This window comes from Paraburkholderia sp. HP33-1, assembly GCF_021390595.1.
In the GTDB taxonomy this organism is placed as follows: Bacteria; Pseudomonadota; Gammaproteobacteria; order Burkholderiales; family Burkholderiaceae; genus Paraburkholderia.
Map to the genome: position 1 here is coordinate 506,147 of NZ_JAJEJR010000003.1, position 16,524 is coordinate 522,670.

Here is a 16,524-nt window from a genome sequence, read left to right on the forward strand (position 1 = left end):
CGACGTTTACCACGCCATGGACGTCGTGAGCCTCCCGGCTATTCAACCAACGAAGTGCCAATCCTTAAGGAATTGATATGAAAGTCGTCGTTCTCGCTGCCACTGGTCAGGTTGGCCGCACGGTCCTCAGCGAACTGATCAGCCGCGAACATCAAGTCACGGCGGTCGCGCGCAACCCGGACAAGCTTCCCAAGAGCATCAACAGCGTGCGCGATGATCTAAGCAGTGCCGACCGAATTGCGGAGATCATCGCCGGGGCGGATGCTGTCATCAGCGCCTTCGGACCTCCGAAGGAGGACGCGCGCTTCTTCAGCGATGTGAGTTACACGGATCAACTGGCCCACGTGATCGAGCGGGCGATTGCCGCCGTTCGCAAGGCCGGCGTTCCGCGCCTCATCATGGCAGGCGGATGCGGTTCGCTCTGGTTTTCGCCCGGTGTGACGGTGCTCGATTCCGGTCACTGGCCCGAGAAGCTGATTCCGATCGCAACTTCCCATATCAAGGCTTTTGCGGCGCTGAGGGGATCGGATATCAACTGGACGTATTTTAGCCCGCCGATGCTGATTGATCCGGGCGTGCGCACGGGCAAGTTCCGTCTTGGTAATGACGACCTCATCGTCGACGAACGAGGCAAGAGCTGGGTCTCCTTCGAGGACTACGCGGTTGCTCTGGTCGATGAACTGGAGAAGCCTGCACACCAGCGCGCGCGCTTCACGATCGGCTACTAAGAAGTCTGCGTTCGGGTGCCGCAGTCAGCACCCGAGGCAAACGGCCGCTTTGGGCCCGATCTGAAGGTCCGTTCCGGGTCGCGAGTACGCGTTCACTTGCATCAGCACCCGACATTCGAGGCTATGACGGCGCGAACGACGGCGAAGCGCCTATCAGCCGCCTCACAGTGACCGACACTCCAACGTCAGCAAAGGCCGAAAAGCGGCAGGCGACCGGCGTAGACGTATGTCCGTTGGACTTTGCGATGCGTGATAACACCCCGATCGTTGATGCCGACGGCAGGGTTGAGCAGAACGAAATGTTCGACAACTTCGCCCGGCTCCCGGAGGCCGAATCGCTCAAAGCCGAACACCGCGCTGTCAATCGACAGAGGAAGGCGCAGTTCTGTGATCTTCTTCGCTGCCGTTTTTGTTGATGTCTTCTTCGTGGCTATACGACTCCTTGGAGAATGCGCGATTGTTATTGAGGCTTTTTGTTTGACTTGGCAGATGGCTTTGCCGGTTTGGTGTCCGGCTGCGTCGCTGTCGCAAGCAGGCGCCGGGCTGCATTGAGCCGGACCGGAGAGATGGGCGGCTTACTCTGGCCGAGGTTGTGTAAAAACGCCTGAACCGGCAGGCCGGCAGAGCACGTGTGAGACCGCGTGTTCGCAGTTGCGGTTCGCCTACGAGTTTTTTGATTGCACTATGCCGTCGAGCATAACAGGCGTGAGATCACGCGCCTGCCAGCCTCATCGCTCGCAGTGTCCTGGCGAAGCCGAGAACCCTGATGACGCGCTTGAGGTTATATGCCAGCACATGCAGGCTCATTTCAGTCGAGACGTACCCAAGCCTGCGCGTCTGGGCTTGTCGAGGTGAGCTTGGGCTTGCACGCCGCGCACCCCCGGCGCCGCGCATTGCGCATGCACGAACCCGACTGCGCGACATGCCTTGTCCGAGCCGCGTGTGCGCGGAAAGGCGTCGATGGACAGATGGGTGTCAACACCCATCTGTCCGGGCTGGTTTCACGAATATCCCGTCACGCGGGAATTATCATCCAGTCCGGCCGAGCACACGCTTTATTCCCTCGTTTCGGGAATTAAAGCATTGGCTGGTCACGATGTCATGTTTTTCCCTCATGGCGGGAATTATCAGTTCGAACCGTCGAATTTCCTCTATAATTCCCATATTTGAGTCATTATGTGGACGATGCCCTGTCCGCAAACATTAATTCCCGCGAGGTAGGAAATATGGCCCGTACCGTCACGCGCCCCCTCCCGACGCCCGACCCGCTCGCACGCGACATGGCCGCGCTGGGCATGCTCGTGCGCAACCGGCGTGCGCAGAGTGAGCTGGGCATCGTGGATGCCGCCGACCAGCTCGGCGTGTCCAAGAGTGCACTGTCCCGGCTCGAAAACGGCAAACCGGTCAATCTGGACATGCTGTTTCGGGTGCTCGAAGGCCTCGGCCTGAGCATGCTCGTCGTGACAAAGAACGAAGCGCTCAAGGCGGTGCGTGTGCTGCGCCCGTCGCAGGAGGCGTGATGGAGCACCGCCTGCTGGTTGCCACCAACACCGAACGGGTCGGGCATATCGGCTTCGACGCCGCGCAGGACCAGTACACCTTCAACTACACGCAGGCGTGGCCCGGCCGTGAGGGCGCGTTCCCCCTGTCGCCGCACATTCCGCTGACCGGCGATGTGCCACGCTCCGGCGTCGTCCACCGGTTTCTGGCCAACCTGCTGCCGGAGGGGCGCGCGCTCGAAATCGCGTCGGTGATGTACCAGATGTCGAAAGACAACATCTTCGGACTGGTGCGCATGCTCGGCAAGGAACCCGTCGGGGCGCTGAGTTTTCTCGCTGAGGCCGCGCGGGGCCAGGACGCCGGTGTGGCGCAGTCTGCGGAAGGTCCTGCCGAACCTGCGATCGCCATCGAGCTTGAGCCTATCAGGCGGGAAATCAGCAATGAGGAGCTAAGTGCGCGCATCCGCGAGCGCGACAACATTCCGTTCCCGGTCTGGGATGGGAAGGTACGCCTGTCGGTGGCCGGCTACCAGGACAAGTTGCAGGTGCTGGTCGACGAAGCGGATGGCCGCATCTTCCTCGTCGAGGGCTCGCTGAGCTCGACGCACATCCTGAAGCCGGAGACGCGCAACGCGCACACGCCATTCATGGTGGCCAACGAGCACTTCTGCATGACGTTCGCCCGACGCCTGCGACTGCCGGTGGCGCCAGTCACGCTGCGTCGGACACCCGACCCGGTTCTGCTGATCGAGCGCTTTGACCGGATCGTTGAGCGGTCCCCGGAAAACCCGCAACAGGCGCTCAAGGTGCTGCGCCGGCACGTCATCGACGGCTGCCAGGCGCTCGACCTTCCCGTGACGTTCAAGTACGAACGCAACTTCGGCAATACGCCGGACGTGCGCAACATCCGGGAGGGAGTGAGCTTCGAGAAGCTCTTTTCGCTCACGCCGCACCTGGACAACCCGGCGGCCGCGCGCACCTACATGATCCGCTGGGCGCTGCTGCAACTGCTTGTCGGCAACAGCGACGCACACGGCAAGAACTTCTCGTTCTTCGTGGGTGAGGCGGGAATCCAGCCCACGCCCATGTACGACCTGGTGTCAGTGAATGCCTATGGAGAGTCGGTCGAACAGGAAATGGCCATGGGCTATGGCGATGAGTTCCGAATCGAAAACATCACCCCGTACGCCCTCGCCGATTTCGCGCACCGCACGGGCACCCGTCCCGCGATGCTCGCGCGCGAGATGCAGCGTATGGCAAATGCCGCCCTCAAGATAGCGCCCGAGCTCGCGCGCGAGGCGTTCTACACAGCCGAGGAACGCGAGCTCGTCCAGCGCGTGTCAGACTTCGTCTGCGGACAGGCCGGGCTTTTTCTCAAGCTCGCGCCCAGCGTGCCGAAGGTCGACCGGGCGCTATTTCAGGCGTCGGCATAGCGGACGTCGTCGATTCAATGTCGGTCCGTGTTCGTTAAGGTTTATTCGATGCCTGCCATCGGCCGCAGGAATGTGAATGCTTCCGCGCGTGCCGGCAGGCGTCGAATAAACCCGATGGAGGAAACCGCGGAGTGCTCCGATGTGGTCGGAACTCGCCGCTATGGCGATTGATAGGTCAGGATGCTCAGCGATGTCGGATGCGGTGCGGCCAGGCGGGATGCTGGACAGGCGCGGAAGCCGTAGCGAAGCGGCGCTGTCGGGCAATCACGATGGTGAAGCAGACGAGGGAGGCGCTTTGCGAAGCGCCAGGCGCAAACGTCCGCTCGTGGGCCGCGTTGCCGCAAAGCCGACGGTCGGTTCAGATATCGGGGAACCGTTGCGCTCATGTCTGACCCCGGCACATCGGTGGTGCGCGGATCGGGGCGCTGCGCGCGAGGATATCGACGACGATCATCGGTGCGCCGCAGCGCCGGCAGATGAACACGGTCCGGACTGCGATGACGGTGTCGTGCGGTGACGGGCTGACCCCGGGTGCGACGTGCAGCAGATCGCGCACCTTCGCGAGACTGGCGCGGCGCACCGGGTTGGCGAGCAGCCCGTAGTGACGGATCCGATGGAAACCACCGGGCAGCACATGGAGCAGGAAGCGGCGCATGAATTCGCCGGCCTCCAGCGTCATGGTCTTGTAGCGGGTGCGTCCCTTCGTACGGTAATCCTTCCAGCGGAACGTCACGCCACGCTCATCGAAGGCGATCAGGCGCTGGTTGGAGATGGCGACGCGGTGCGTGTAGCGGGAGAGGTACTCGAGCACCGCCTTCGGTCCGGCGAACGGGCGCTTGGCGTAGACCACCCATTCGCAGCTACGCAGCGGCGCAAGCCACCGGGCAAAGGAAGCGGGATCAGCGAGCCTGGTGTACTCGCCGAAGAACTGCAGCTGGCCATGCCGGTGGGCCACTTCGAGCGCTTCGAGGAAGCGCCGGCGGAACAGGCGTGAGAGCACGCGCACGGGCAGGAAGAAGCCGGGCCGGCACGCAATCCAGCGCTCACCGTCAGGCGACAGCCCGCCACCGGGGACGATGCCGTGCACATGCGGGTGATGCGTGAGCGCCGAGCCCCAGGTGTGCAGTACGAGGGTGGCGCCAATCTGGGCGCCGAGATGCCTGGGATCGGCGGCGATCGTGCGCAGCGTGTCGGCGGCGATGTCGAGCAGCAGGCCGTAGATGATCCGTTTGTTGTACCAGGCGATCGCACTGACGGGCGCGGGCAGCGTGAAGACGACGTGGAAGTATTCGACGGGTAGCAGGTCGGCCTGGCGTGCCTCCAGCCAGCGGTGTGCGGCGCTGGCCTGGCACTTCGGGCAATGCCGGTTGCGACAGGAGTTGAAGGACACCTCTGACCTTGCGCAGCCTGAACAGCGCAGCACATGTCCGCCCAGTGCCGCCGTGCGGCACCGTTCGATGGCCGACATGACCTTCAGCTGCCCCAGGCTCAGGTGTGCCGTGGCTCGCCACGCTGGCCCGTGGCTGCGGAAGATGTCCGCAACCTCCAGCATGAGGCGTGACAGCGCGCGGGCCTACTCGGAGGGCAGACGGTCCAGCGGACTGGTGACCTCGTGCAGCAGGTCGGTGGCCACCTGGACGTAGAGCGCGGTGTTCTCGAGCTTCGCATGGCCGAGCAGCACCTGGATCACGCGGATGTCCACCTTCTGTTCGAGCAGGTGTGTCGCGAAGCTATGGCGCAGCGTGTGCATGGACACGCGCTTGTCGATGTTCGCAGCCTCGGCGGCGGCATGAATGGCACGGTTCAGCTGTCGCGTGCTTAATGGATCGAGCGGGTCGAGCCCGGGAAACAGCCACCCACCATCGAGCATCCTGCCCTGCGTACGGGCCACGCGCCACCACACACGCAGACGCTCAAGCAGCACCGGCGAGAGCATGGCGTAGCGGTCACGGCGGCCCTTGCCCTGCTCGATACGCAGTGTCATGCGTTCGCTGTCAACGTCGGTGACCTTCAGCGCGACCACTTCGCTGGCACGTAGCCCCGCGCCGTACGCGACCGACAGCGCGGTCTGGTGCTTCAGGTTGCCGGCGGCCTCGATGAGCCGCCGCACTTCATCGGGGCTGAGCACGACGGGTAATACGCGGGGCACGCGCACGGGTTGCATCCTGACCATCAGCTCGGGCCGGTCGAGCGTGACTGTGAAGAAGAACTTCAGGCCGGTGATCGCATGGTTCAGGGACACGGCCGAGGTGCCGTGGTCGACCAGATAGAGCTGGTAGCGCCGCAGGTCCTCGACGGTGGCCGTGTCAGGTGAGCGCCCGAGAAACCGGGCGAACTCACGCACAATGTGCAGATAGATGTCCTGCGTCTTGGGGGCAAGCTGGCGCATGCGCATGTCGTCGATCATGCGCTGGCGCAGCGGACTGACGTTTGACTGTGAGGAGGTCATGATTCGGCTCCTGCTGGAGAACGAGGCGGATTGCCTCATTCGCCAACATACGGAACCGCGATGCCGGCCTCTCCCTGACCACCGGCGTCTGACCGTAGCCCCTACCGCGCGAGCGGTTTAGTCCGCCGGCCAGGACCGGCCGGTGGCTCAGGCTTTCACACGGACATTCGAACGTCGCATCCACTCAGGTAGCGGCCGCGAATGCTCGCTCGAGCGTCATTCGAAATGCGTTGAACAAGCCCTCGATCGCACCAGTTCCTTCTCCTTCGAGCTGTAGCATACGGTGTCCCCCGCCCAGCATCTGGTTCAGCAACAGCGGGTAGGCAACGCCCGGTGCCAACGCCTCCAGAATCAGCGGCCGGATTGCTGGTGCGACGAGAGCCGCCATGTCCCGCGCGAGCAGTGCAGCCCCTGCGACATCCGGATCGAAACCGTAGGCTTCGAGAAGATCCAGAGCGTCGCCGTCGTAGAGGCGATTGTAGTTACCAGCGTCTGCATATCTCGACATCAGGAACCGCAGATCTGTCGCGTCCCTTGCATGCGCGGTGTGCCTGTCTCGCCAGGCGAGGATCTTGAGCATCGCGAGCGCCGGAAGGGACGCAACGAGGACAACGACGTCGTCTGCCAGTTCAACCTCGACGGCCGCCTCCAGCGCTTCGCCAAAACCGGCGACGTTCATCCGGAATGCGCCACCTGGCCATTCAATCTCGCGGTCGCCCTCGCGCTCGAGTCCCCCGAAGGGAACGATCTCTAGCCACATCCTTTCGCCTGAGTCGGGCGCGGTGTAATAGAGCCGCTGAGCTTCCCCACTGGGCTCGAACCTTCCTGTCCCAACGAGCGCGTCGCACAGTTCCCGGCCGCCTTGCCAGCTTTCGATGCACACACCAATGTCGACGTCGGCGGTCGCCCGCGACTGCTCGATCCCGAAACCGGTGCGTGGTCAGGATATCGCGGGCCGTCGCCCCGCTCACAAACCATGCTGCGCCTGCCTGATTCGCGGCGATCGAGACGTCACGCAGGACGGCGACGGACATCTCGGGGAAAGGATGGGCCTCGTGCAGCTTAATTGCCACGTTGGATGTACTGGTCACCAATCAGCTGCGCGGTTTCGAGGTTGCGCGAGTCACCGCTCGCGACGAGATCGGCGTACACGAGCACGGGATAGACGACGTTGTCGACCAGCCCAGGGGTGCGGTTCAACTCGAAGGGCGCCTTGAGAAACTCCACGTTTCCCGTCGGGTCCGGCCGCAGCCGCCCGCGACTGATCATCTGCGTGGGGATCCCGTTGGTGCAGTACCCTGTCCTCTGCTCCCGTCACGATTTGCCTTATCGGTCATATTTGAGCGGCCAAGCGCCTTAACCGATCAAATATGACCGCTTTCCGCTCCCGTAGCTTGACGCGCGGCGCCTGTGGCGGGAAAATCGGCAGACCGCCTTCTCTTTCACTAATCGATCAAATGAGCACGTTAAAGCCAGATAACCGGTCAAATACGATCGGTAAAACGCCGCGGGATTTTTTCCCGGCCCCCGTGACGCGCGCCGTGAAGAAGCTGGGTGCGGACCTGGCGCTCGCGCGCCGGCGGCGCCACCTGACGCAGGCGTCGATGGCGGAACGACTGCGCGTGTCCGAAGTCACGGTGCGCCGCATGGAGCGCGGAGACACCGGAATCTCCATCGGGACGATCGCTCTGGCTTTTTTTGTGCTCGGCGAGGTGGACAAGATTGGGAAGCTGCTCGATACATCGACGGACAATATCGGGCTGTCGCTGATGAACGAGCAGTTGCCCCTGCGCGTGCGCAGAAAGCGCGTTAAGCCGAACTCTGGAGCCCTATGAGCAAGGCCTCGATCAAGCAGACGGTCAGGGTTGCGCTGGGCGCCGCGGCGCGCCCGGTTGGAACGCTCACGTACAACAAGGAAGGTGCTCGCGAATTCAGCTCGTTCGCTTACGACGCTGCATGGCTGGAAGCACCGGACCGATTCGAGATCTCGCCTGATCTCGGACTCGTCGAGGGTCACCAGTTCCGCAAGGCGCCGTCGAAGGACGACTCGATGTTCCATTTCGCGCTGGCGGACACTGAGCCCGATGGCTGGGGCTGCCGCGTGATTGCGCGCGACCATGCCAGGAACCGCAAGGCGGCGCTGGCGGCCGGTCAGGCTGCGCCTCGGGCCGCGCTCACAGAAATGGATTATCTGCTGGGTGTGGACGACATGAGCCGTATCGGCGCGCTGCGCCTGGTCGGCGAGGCGGGCAATTTTCTGCGGACCATTGAGAATGGCGGTCGCGGGACGCCGCCCCTGATGGAGCTGGCGCAACTCATTGGCGCCACGCGCGCGGTGGAGATGAACAAGGAAACAGAGGCGGATCTCCGGTACCTGCGCGGGCGCGGAACGTCGCTTGGTGGCATGCGGCCGAAGTGCACAATTCTCGACGAGGACGGGCACCTCGCGATCGGCAAGTTCCCGAGCGTGAAGGACGACCGTAGTGTCACGCGCGGCGAGATCTTGGCGCTGCATCTGGCGAGCGCGGCGGGCATCACCGCGGCCTCATCGCGCATCGTCATGTCCGACGACATACCGGTGGCACTTGTGCGGCGCTTCGATCGCACGGCCGACGGCAGCCGCATCCCCTATCTGTCGGCAGGGTCGATGCTGCAAGCGCTGCGCGCGGACGATCACGCGTACACCGAGATCGCCGACACGATCCGGATCCATTCGGTCGAGCCGACGCGTGATCTCGAAGAGCTATGGCGCCGAATGGCGTTTAACCTGCTCATCACGAACGTGGACGACCACCTGCACAATCACGGGTTCCTCCATGTCGAGCACGGCCAATGGCGGCTCGCCCCGGCCTTCGACATCAACCCGTTCCCGGACAAGGATCCGGAGTTGAAGCTGTGGCTCACGCCCGAGTCCGGCCCGGTCAATTCCATCCTCGATGTGGTCGGCCAGGCAGGCTATTTTGATCTGTCGGATGACGACGCTTTGCGTGTTCTCGGCGAGATATGCGCGGCTGTGCAGGGCTGGAAAGCGATCGCGAAGTCCGAGCCGGTTGCGATGACCGAGGACGACCTCGACGCGTTTGCACCCGCGTTCGAGAACGAACAGATGGACCTCGCGATGCAACTGCTCGCGTAGCTCGGCGCTCCTCTCCCCTGCGCGCTGGCTGAGCTTGCGCGAGGGGAAGCCCGGAGGCCGTGTAGCCGCGGTCCGTTGATGCGGTACGAAGCGCGCACCTAGGCACAATACTGTTTAGATATCATATTCCCCTCGATAATCCCAAGCCATCGAGACATGCAAATTGGAGAACGATGGCCCGAACACGCAAGACACTGCCAGCGAAGGTCGATGTAGCGCACCTGATCAGTGCGGGGGTGCTGGCCAGCGTATGCCCGAGAGCCTTGATCGAGGAAGTTCTGGGGCACACGGGCCGGGCGAGCCAGCGCGAGCGGCGGCTGCGGGCGCCTCGGCAAAGCCCTCGACCTTGGGAATGCTCAGCAGAAATTCGAGAAAACCGTCATCCGCACGCGGCCCGCCAGTCACCTCTTTGCCATCCACCGCCACCACCCGCACCACGGGCTTGCCATGGCGCGTGACGGTCTGCGGCCCTTTAGGAGAGCGCCCGGTCGATGACTTCGCTGAAGTGGTTCTTGGCTTCCTGAACTTGCCAGACTGTGGACATGATTGGCTCCTTTTCTTGACAGACTGGCCAGAATTTTAGTCTTCAAGCGAGCAAGCGCACCACCACATCCGCCAAGGCCCGTCCCAGCACCGCGTGCTGCGGCGCGTCCAGGTGCACGCCATCGACCGCGCTGGCCGGCGTGACGCTGCCGGCGTCGAAGAAGGCGCAGCCCTCCGCCTCGCACACGGCGCGCAGGGCGTCGGCCAGGCCCACGCACTTGCTTTCCGAGCCCTCGAACCTGGGCGCGATGGGCCCGCGTGCCACCTGGGCCGGGGGCGGCGCCACCACCAGGATGGGCGGTACCGGCATGCCGGGCTCGATGGGCGCGGTGCGGATGGCGTGGATCAGCGCGGCCGTGCCCTGGGCGCTGCCCCAGGCGTTGTTGGCGGGGTGCATGACCTGGAAGTCGTTGGTGCCCAGCATCAGCAGCACCAGCGCCAGCGGCGACTGGGCTTCGATGCGCTGCGCCAGCCCTTCGAGCCCGTTGCGGCCGGGCTTGAAAGGGTCGTCCCAGACGGTGCGGCGGCCGTTCAGGCAGTCCTCGGTCACGCGCACGCGCAGGCCCTGCGCCGCCAGCGCGCCCTCCATGACGCCGGGCCAGCGCGCCTCGAAGGGCAGGCGCTGGCGCGTGCCGGGGACGATGCCCCAGGACATCGAGTCGGCGTAGACGAGGACGTGTTGCATGCTTGGGGGCTTACTCCAACACTGTTTAGATATCATATTCCCCTCGATAATCTCAAGCCATCGAGACATGCAAATTGGAGAACGATGGCCCGAACACGCAAGACACTGCCAGCGAAGGTCGATGTAGCGCACCTGATCAGTGCGGGGGTGCTGGCCAGCGTATGCCCGAGAGCCTTGATCGAGGAAGTTCTGGCGCACACGGGCCGGGCGAGCCAGCGCGAGCGGCGGCTGCCGGCGCCGGCGGTAGTGTACTACGTGATGGCCCTGGCACTGTGGCGTGAGGCGCCGCTGGAAGAAGTGCTGCGCGTGGTCTGCGAGGGATTGTCCTGGCTGGGCCAGGGTCAGGGCGCTGCGGTGCAGGCCAGCAAGTCGGCCATCTCGCAAGCGCGCACACGCCTGGGCGCCGACGTCATGCACCAGTTGGCCCAGCGTGTGCTGCGCCCGGTGGCACCCCCGGGGCTGCCAGGCGCGTGGTACCGGGGACTGCGCGTGATGGCGCTCGATGGCAGCACCATGGACGTGGCTGACGAGCGCGCCAACGCCCAGTTCTTTGGCTACCCGGCGGCCTCGCGCGGCAGCAGCGCCTTCCCGCAGGCGCGGCTGCTCGGGTTGGTGGAATGCGGCACGCACGTGGTGACGGCCGCCCAGATCGGCCCGTACAGCGACAGCGAGCAAGCCATGGCGGCCAAGCTGCTGCCTGCGAAGCTGCAAGCGGACATGCTGGTGCTGGCCGATCGCAACTTCTACGGCTTCAAGCTGTGGGAGCTGGCCTGCGCCAGCGGGGCCAAGCTGGCCTGGCGGGTCAAATCCTCCTTGAAGCTGCCGGTGCGGCGAATACTGGCCGACGGCTCGTACCTGAGCGAGGTCTTTGACAGTCAGGATCGCCAGCGTCGCCGGCCACTGACGGTGCGTGTCATCGACTACACGCTGCAAGCCTGCGCGATCCCGCCACAGGACAGCTACCGGCTGGTGACCAACATCCTGGAGCCGGCCCAAGCCGATGCGCTGGAGTTGGCGGCGCTGTACCACGAGCGCTGGGAGATCGAGGGTGTGTTCGACGAATTCAAGACGCACCTGAGGGCCAACAGCACGGTGCTGCGCAGCAAGACGCCAGAGCTCGTGCGGCAGGAGTTGTGGGGGCTGCTGCTGGCGCACTTTGCGATCCGCCAACTCATGGCCCAGGCGGCCTGGCAGCGCGGCCTGGACCCCGACGCCTTGAGCTTCGTGCACGCTGTGCGTGAGATCAAGCGCAAGATGCCGCAAGCTGCGGCCATTCCCCCCTGAGCGTCTGGCGCGCTGGCGCGATGCGCTGCTGGGCGAGATTGCCACCGGCAAGGTCACCAGCAGCCGCGGCCGCCTCAATCCACGAGGCGTCAAGCACAAGATGAGCAACTTCAACGTGCGTCGGCGCGGCGCCGAATTGAACCGACGGCATCAGCCCAGTCCGGTGATTCGTATCTGAACAGTATTGCACCTAGGCATAGGCCACGTGCACGTCTGACGGCCCCGCGACACTTCCGGTGGAAATGATCTGCCCCGTGCCATATCTCATGTTGATCGTACCGGCGCCGGTAACGCCAAGCGTCTGACCAGCGGCCGTGCGAGCAGCGCAGCCCTGGAAGTGAACATCTGACTAGCTCGGGAGGGTGCCGAGTCTGCCACCCGCTTCCACTACCCACTCAGCGGATTGCCCCTGCAGAAAGCAGCCGTACTCTGCGGACAGGCTTATCGTATGTTTCTGTCGCGCAGGCTGATTACCGCTGTCTCTCCGAGAGCGGTCATTCGATTCCGCTTAACTCGAAGTCGGCTCAGGGTCGTAACTACGCGTTCGCAGATGTGAGAGTCGCAGCCCCGGATCCGGCTTGGACGAACGGCCGGTTAGCGTCACGCAGCCGCCCGATGAGGGTCGGTAGCTGACCGTCTGCAACATGGCCGATTTGTGTGCGTAGCTCCTCCGTCAGGTCACGGAGAATTGCGGCCGTTGCAGCGGCCGGTTTCCCCGCACGCTGATGGGCAGATTGTGGCCGACTCCTCGACTTTGAGAGTTGCAGACAACCGCGTCATCAAGCTGGATGTCCGACGGCCGAACGGGGCAGGGCGATGTTCCAGGCCGAGGTGACCTAGTTTCGCGACCTGAGGTCTGCCAAGGCGTGGCAGGTTCCCGCGATAAGCGGCGTTATCACCGCCAGTCAGACAGACTGACGCCAACGGCAGAACCCTGCTCACCGAACTTCCCGGCAGACCCGCGCCCACTGCGGCGTCGCACAACCTGCACGGCGGAAATCCGTTCGCAACATCCCGCCACGCGCAGTGGGGGTGCCCGCTCAGTTACACGATGGTCAGACACAGGCCAGCTTACTGTGTCGCCTGCGGAGGTGCGTCGCCGGAGTTTGACGCCGCGTTGTTCGGCCCTCCGGATCGGTCTCGGGGTGTCTTATGCCAAATGCCTCGCATAGAGCCTCCCAGGGGCTGCCTCGCGCAGGCAACCCGAGGCGGACCCTCCAGCACCAGTCCAGCGAAGCCGCTTCCTTGTCCATTACGAGGAAGCGATGCCACCTGTCACGAAAAGTGGCCAGAAAGCGGTGATCGGGCATCCGGACTCGACCTGACCGGATATACCGCTCGACCCCGTTGGAAAACCGGCGATTCCGCTGGTCCACGCGTCGAATTCCCGCCCACATTCCCGCCCGAATGCGTGCCTCAAGCGAAGTAGCAGCTTCGGGGCGTGATGGAGATGAATGGCTCCGCGCCAATGGCAGTCGCGGCTCGGCCAGTTCCAGGTAGCGCAACAGCGGCTGATATATATGATTGAACACCGCGTCGGTTTTGCACAGTTTATCGTGGCACGCGTCCATTGCATGTGCCAGATCCTGCAGATCCATATCCTTGCTACCCGCAAGTGTTAGCAAACGGTATCGGATCCATAATTCGATGTATTGCCGAAGAAATTTACTTAGGGAAGCCAGGTTCATCGTGAGCTGGATGCTCGCCAGGCGATCTGGAGTGATAGCGCTGTCGAGCACTTCCCACAGTGGGGATTGTAGCCAGAGGCGGGCCGTCGCCCCGCCAGGCAATGCATGCACCGCGCCAGTCAGATCAACGTTGTACTTGCCTCGTGGCCCTTCCACTGGACACCTATCTCCGCGCAAGTACTGGTACATGATTTTACTGTTCAGGGCGGAGCGACCGCTCCGTTGTGCACCGTCGTCTGTGCATACAGACAGTGGCTGCCCTAAACGGCTAAGACGCGAGGCTGTCTGGCCAATATGGATAACGCCGGCTGCTCCCCACGACATTCCTCTCAATCCCTGCAGACGCCGGGAGAGCGACATCGGCCTTCGGTCCTGTATGTCCGCGCTAGCGGGTTCAATCTGGCGCCAGTACCGGACGTCCAACGCGGCACGTTCCTTAACGTCATCACGCACTGAAAGCCCTCCAAATACACCATTGCACTGCCACGTCCAAACCTTCAATTTCCTTGGGAGGCTTGGCTGGAGCGGATTTGACAGTGAGCAGTCGTCTCGACATGGTGTTCTGGGGTTCTGTCGCTACGCTTCACGTTGACCGCACAGCACGCGGCTTGGCAGGCAAGTGGTCTTGGATCAAAAGCCGGGGCCCGGGAAATCAGGCGAAACGATCGCATGCTCAGAAATGCAGTAGTTTTCGGTCTGAAAAAGGGGGCGCAACAACTGTTGGATGAAAACTATGGACCGTTGAGCGGTCGATCGCCAAGGGTCGTGGATCTGAATTGCCTGTCAAGAAGCGCTGTGTCAGAAGCCCTGTGTCAGAAGTCCTGCATCACGTCTCACGTCTGAAGTACCGGAGGCACCTCGCTATGAAACAAGGTCCGTAAAGATCGGTGGAACATTAAAAAACGGGCGCCCGGTTTGCCGACCGGGCGCCCGTTCTCCCCAGCCCGATTGGCAGAGTAGACAAGTGACACGGTCATAGTCTGCCCAATCAGGCCTTCTGTCAAGCGCCTTGAAATGGAGGCAGGTATGAACTCGTTTGAAGTTTTCATGCAATCCCAAAAGCCCCCGAAAGCTCGGGTCATGTACTGCGCCAGCGGGCAAGAAAGCAATTCAAAGATGGTGTCCGATGCGGTGTGCCTGCATCTGCCCCCAATGCACTCGTGGATGCCGTGGGGAAGTGGGATGAATGCGGTGATGGCCGGACAACGGACGGTCACCGCCCAGGCATCGCCTGGCGACCGACGGCTTCCGCCGCTCCCGCAGGCTGTTGTGTGCAGCGATCATGAGCCGCAAATAATCCGATTCGTCGATGGGGAGGACGGGCCCACGCGGAGAAGGGCATTGCAGACATGTGTGAACCAACTCGGGGCTACGCGGGGACGAAAGCTGTTGGTTCGGTGCCGACAAGGCGAACACGACAATCAGCTTGGTTACGCCAGGCGCTGGGCGGCAGAACTATGCGCCCGGTGGTCCGCGCGGCCGGTCGTTGTCGGGATCGATGGAATCGACCAATGGCTGACGTCGCCGAGTGTCGCTGCGCGTTACCTGCAGGCGATCCTCAACGTCGGCGCCGCGGTCGCATGCGCTGTCGATCCAAGATATCTTGATTCCCGTTTACTCGCGTTTCACCTGCGCATTCTTGGGATCGTGGTGGTCCGCGATCCGCTCGTCCCGAAAAGATTCATCCGTGTCTCTACTGGGCTTGAGATGCCGCGGCTCTCGCCTGAAGCGGAGCGTGGGACGCCGGCGCGGCGATTCCCCGGTGTCCGCTCCACGGCGCTGGGCGCGTACGCGGCTGAATCCCACGACCGCGGCGCACCAACGACGTGGAATGGCGCAGCGAGCCAACAGGGGTCGAAGTATCGTCGGACCAGCGAACACGCGACTCCTTCCGCTATTTCCGACGCCGAACGGGTCGAATACGCTCGCGCATACCGGAACAGCTTTGCTATCAACCGCCTTCTGCGCGAGTGGATTGGCCTTCAGACACAAGACAATCGCGACGCCGAATTGCTGAGTTCGAGTCCATGGCGGCCTTCACGAGAGCGCTCGCGGTCAGCGTCCATTGTTGCCCCCGATCTGAAGAGCGACCGTAAAAGAACAGAGTGCAACGATATAGCGCCGCTTCGCTTGCGTGATGGGTTGGATCGGTAGGGCGCTTTCTCATGTCCTCTCGAGGTGCCTGCGGGGGCGCTTCGGGAGGTCCCGGGTGTTGGAGGGGGACATGACGACACGTACGTTGCGGATTCGAAAGGGAACGCTGGCGCGCAAGCTGAAGGAACAGGCGCTCGCCAGGGATGAGGGATCTCATCAGCGTTGGCTGCATACCCGGGACATGCCAGGCGCCGGCATCAAAACACGACTGGCCTGCGACAAGGCGGCAGGTGAGGAACTGCACTTGTTGTCCGAGGCAGAGCATGCTGAATTCCTGGAAGGGTGGTATCGGAGTGACGTGAAGATCATCTACGATCAGGTCGCCCTCGACCGCGACAAAACCCAGAGAGCGGCAGCGTCAATCAATGTTGCCCATCCTTTCTATCGGGACCTCGGCGAGCCCGCGGTACTTAGCACGGCCCTGGTCTACATCACGGCGCAAGGGACGATTCGCAACCGGGAGGCGAGGTCGGTCAGGTCGACGCGCAGTGGCAAGGAAGGCGAACTGACGCGTTTGCAGCTCATTGAGCGGAAAGCGTGGGAAAACGAGGGAGCCTCATACTCCGTGGTCAGGGCGAACGGCATGCATGCGTGCCGTTCGAAAAATCTCGCCTGGATCTTTCGGGCACACAACGACACGGTCGGTCGAAAACTGTCTGACGCTGAGGTGGCGGCTCGGCACGAGTTGCTTCGACTTGTCCGACAGCAGAAAGAGATGCGGGTCATCGACGCATGCAGACTGGTTGATGGGACGCTCAGGCTCCCAGTGGGTTCGGGCATGCGCGCCTTTCGACAACTCGCGGGTGCCAAACGGTTAGCGTTCGACCTCGACGTTTCCGACCCGCTCAGCATGCGGCTCGACGAAATCTGGCGGCCAAAGCTTTAGAGGCGGTAACTGTCGGACACTTACCTCATCGGAGGACCG

The 16,524-nt window shown here is 63.1% G+C and carries 13 protein-coding genes and 2 pseudogenes; 9 read left to right on the plus strand and 6 right to left on the minus strand.

The annotated features are described in order from the left end of the window. Nucleotides 1-77 precede the first annotated feature (77 nt). From L0U81_RS29370 to L0U81_RS29385, 4 genes are all read left to right on the plus strand, one after another. Nucleotides 78-728: an NAD(P)-dependent oxidoreductase gene (locus L0U81_RS29370; protein WP_233808937.1), complete on the plus strand. Its 651-nt coding sequence runs from the start codon at nucleotides 78-80 to the stop codon at nucleotides 726-728. Nucleotides 729-895: 167 nt separating this feature from the next. Next, on the plus strand, nucleotides 896-1,144 hold the full coding sequence (locus L0U81_RS29375) for a hypothetical protein (RefSeq protein ID WP_233808939.1): 249 nt from the start codon (nucleotides 896-898) through the stop codon (nucleotides 1,142-1,144). 810 nt (nucleotides 1,145-1,954) lie between these two features. Then, on the plus strand, nucleotides 1,955-2,248 hold the full coding sequence (locus L0U81_RS29380) for a helix-turn-helix domain-containing protein (protein ID WP_233808941.1): 294 nt from the start codon (nucleotides 1,955-1,957) through the stop codon (nucleotides 2,246-2,248). After that, nucleotides 2,248-3,660, plus strand: a complete 1,413-nt coding sequence (locus tag L0U81_RS29385; RefSeq protein WP_233808950.1) for a HipA domain-containing protein — start codon at nucleotides 2,248-2,250, stop codon at nucleotides 3,658-3,660. The genes L0U81_RS29380 and L0U81_RS29385 overlap by 1 nt, the downstream gene beginning before the upstream one ends. A 382-nt stretch (nucleotides 3,661-4,042) precedes the next feature. Here L0U81_RS29385 and L0U81_RS29390 read toward each other — a convergent pair whose 3' ends face one another. From L0U81_RS29390 to L0U81_RS29405, 4 genes are all read right to left on the minus strand, one after another. Continuing rightward, entirely contained in the window at nucleotides 4,043-5,212 is a 1,170-nt protein-coding gene (locus L0U81_RS29390; RefSeq protein ID WP_442793451.1) for an IS91 family transposase, read from the minus strand. Between the two features lie 21 nt (nucleotides 5,213-5,233). Further along, nucleotides 5,234-6,109 carry a site-specific integrase gene (locus L0U81_RS29395; RefSeq protein WP_233807405.1) on the minus strand — a complete coding sequence of 292 codons (876 nt, stop codon included), beginning with the start codon at nucleotides 6,107-6,109 and terminating at the stop codon, nucleotides 5,234-5,236. Nucleotides 6,110-6,293: 184 nt separating this feature from the next. Next, the gene (locus L0U81_RS29400) at nucleotides 6,294-6,992 is read right to left on the minus strand and encodes a nucleotidyl transferase AbiEii/AbiGii toxin family protein (protein ID WP_233808964.1); all 699 of its coding nucleotides are present in this window, start codon (nucleotides 6,990-6,992) and stop codon (nucleotides 6,294-6,296) included. A 179-nt stretch (nucleotides 6,993-7,171) separates the two neighbouring features. After that, on the minus strand, nucleotides 7,172-7,378 hold the full coding sequence (locus L0U81_RS29405) for a type IV toxin-antitoxin system AbiEi family antitoxin (protein ID WP_233808966.1): 207 nt from the start codon (nucleotides 7,376-7,378) through the stop codon (nucleotides 7,172-7,174). Nucleotides 7,379-7,566: 188 nt separating this feature from the next. Here L0U81_RS29405 and L0U81_RS29410 point away from each other — a divergent pair, with 188 nt between their 5' ends. From L0U81_RS29410 to L0U81_RS29420, 3 genes and pseudogenes are all read left to right on the plus strand, one after another. Next, nucleotides 7,567-7,944 carry a helix-turn-helix transcriptional regulator gene (locus L0U81_RS29410; protein ID WP_233808968.1) on the plus strand — a complete coding sequence of 126 codons (378 nt, stop codon included), beginning with the start codon at nucleotides 7,567-7,569 and terminating at the stop codon, nucleotides 7,942-7,944. After that, nucleotides 7,941-9,245 (plus strand): type II toxin-antitoxin system HipA family toxin, encoded by a 1,305-nt coding sequence (locus L0U81_RS29415; RefSeq protein WP_233808969.1) that lies wholly within the window; start codon nucleotides 7,941-7,943, stop codon nucleotides 9,243-9,245. Before L0U81_RS29410 ends, L0U81_RS29415 begins: the two co-directional genes overlap by 4 nt. Nucleotides 9,246-9,418: 173 nt before the next feature. Beyond that, nucleotides 9,419-9,574, plus strand: a pseudogene (locus L0U81_RS29420) (transposase domain-containing protein); the annotation flags it as partial. Nucleotides 9,575-9,831: 257 nt separating this feature from the next. Here the strand turns inward: L0U81_RS29420 and L0U81_RS29425 are convergent. Continuing rightward, the gene (locus tag L0U81_RS29425) at nucleotides 9,832-10,473 is read right to left on the minus strand and encodes an SGNH/GDSL hydrolase family protein (protein WP_233808971.1); all 642 of its coding nucleotides are present in this window, start codon (nucleotides 10,471-10,473) and stop codon (nucleotides 9,832-9,834) included. A gap of 84 nt (nucleotides 10,474-10,557) precedes the next feature. On the opposite strand from L0U81_RS29425, the gene L0U81_RS29430 reads away from it, so the two are divergent. Beyond that, the gene (locus L0U81_RS29430) at nucleotides 10,558-11,757 is read left to right on the plus strand and encodes an IS4 family transposase (protein WP_233808973.1); all 1,200 of its coding nucleotides are present in this window, start codon (nucleotides 10,558-10,560) and stop codon (nucleotides 11,755-11,757) included. Nucleotides 11,758-11,947: 190 nt separating this feature from the next. Here the strand turns inward: L0U81_RS29430 and L0U81_RS33875 are convergent. Further along, nucleotides 11,948-12,091, minus strand: a pseudogene (locus L0U81_RS33875) (hypothetical protein); the annotation flags it as partial. Between the two features lie 3,578 nt (nucleotides 12,092-15,669). On the opposite strand from L0U81_RS33875, the gene L0U81_RS29435 reads away from it, so the two are divergent. Beyond that, on the plus strand, nucleotides 15,670-16,485 hold the full coding sequence (locus L0U81_RS29435) for a TnsA endonuclease C-terminal domain-containing protein (protein ID WP_233808982.1): 816 nt from the start codon (nucleotides 15,670-15,672) through the stop codon (nucleotides 16,483-16,485). The last annotated feature ends 39 nt before the right edge of the window (nucleotides 16,486-16,524 follow it).

Excerpts from the sequence above, each read along its gene's own strand:
- L0U81_RS29370 (WP_233808937.1), top strand. The coding sequence starts at position 78 with ATGAAAGTCGTCGTTCTCGCTGCCACTGGTCAGGTTGGCCGCACGGTC.
- L0U81_RS29380 (WP_233808941.1), top strand. The coding sequence starts at position 1,955 with ATGGCCCGTACCGTCACGCGCCCCCTCCCGACGCCCGACCCGCTCGCA.
- L0U81_RS29385 (WP_233808950.1), top strand. The coding sequence starts at position 2,248 with ATGGAGCACCGCCTGCTGGTTGCCACCAACACCGAACGGGTCGGGCAT.
- L0U81_RS29390 (WP_442793451.1), bottom strand. The coding sequence starts at position 5,212 with ATGCTGGAGGTTGCGGACATCTTCCGCAGCCACGGGCCAGCGTGGCGA.
- L0U81_RS29395 (WP_233807405.1), bottom strand. The coding sequence starts at position 6,109 with ATGACCTCCTCACAGTCAAACGTCAGTCCGCTGCGCCAGCGCATGATC.
- L0U81_RS29405 (WP_233808966.1), bottom strand. The coding sequence starts at position 7,378 with ATGATCAGTCGCGGGCGGCTGCGGCCGGACCCGACGGGAAACGTGGAG.
- L0U81_RS29410 (WP_233808968.1), top strand. The coding sequence starts at position 7,567 with ATGAGCACGTTAAAGCCAGATAACCGGTCAAATACGATCGGTAAAACG.
- L0U81_RS29415 (WP_233808969.1), top strand. The coding sequence starts at position 7,941 with ATGAGCAAGGCCTCGATCAAGCAGACGGTCAGGGTTGCGCTGGGCGCC.
- L0U81_RS29425 (WP_233808971.1), bottom strand. The coding sequence starts at position 10,473 with ATGCAACACGTCCTCGTCTACGCCGACTCGATGTCCTGGGGCATCGTC.
- L0U81_RS29430 (WP_233808973.1), top strand. The coding sequence starts at position 10,558 with ATGGCCCGAACACGCAAGACACTGCCAGCGAAGGTCGATGTAGCGCAC.
- L0U81_RS29435 (WP_233808982.1), top strand. The coding sequence starts at position 15,670 with ATGACGACACGTACGTTGCGGATTCGAAAGGGAACGCTGGCGCGCAAG.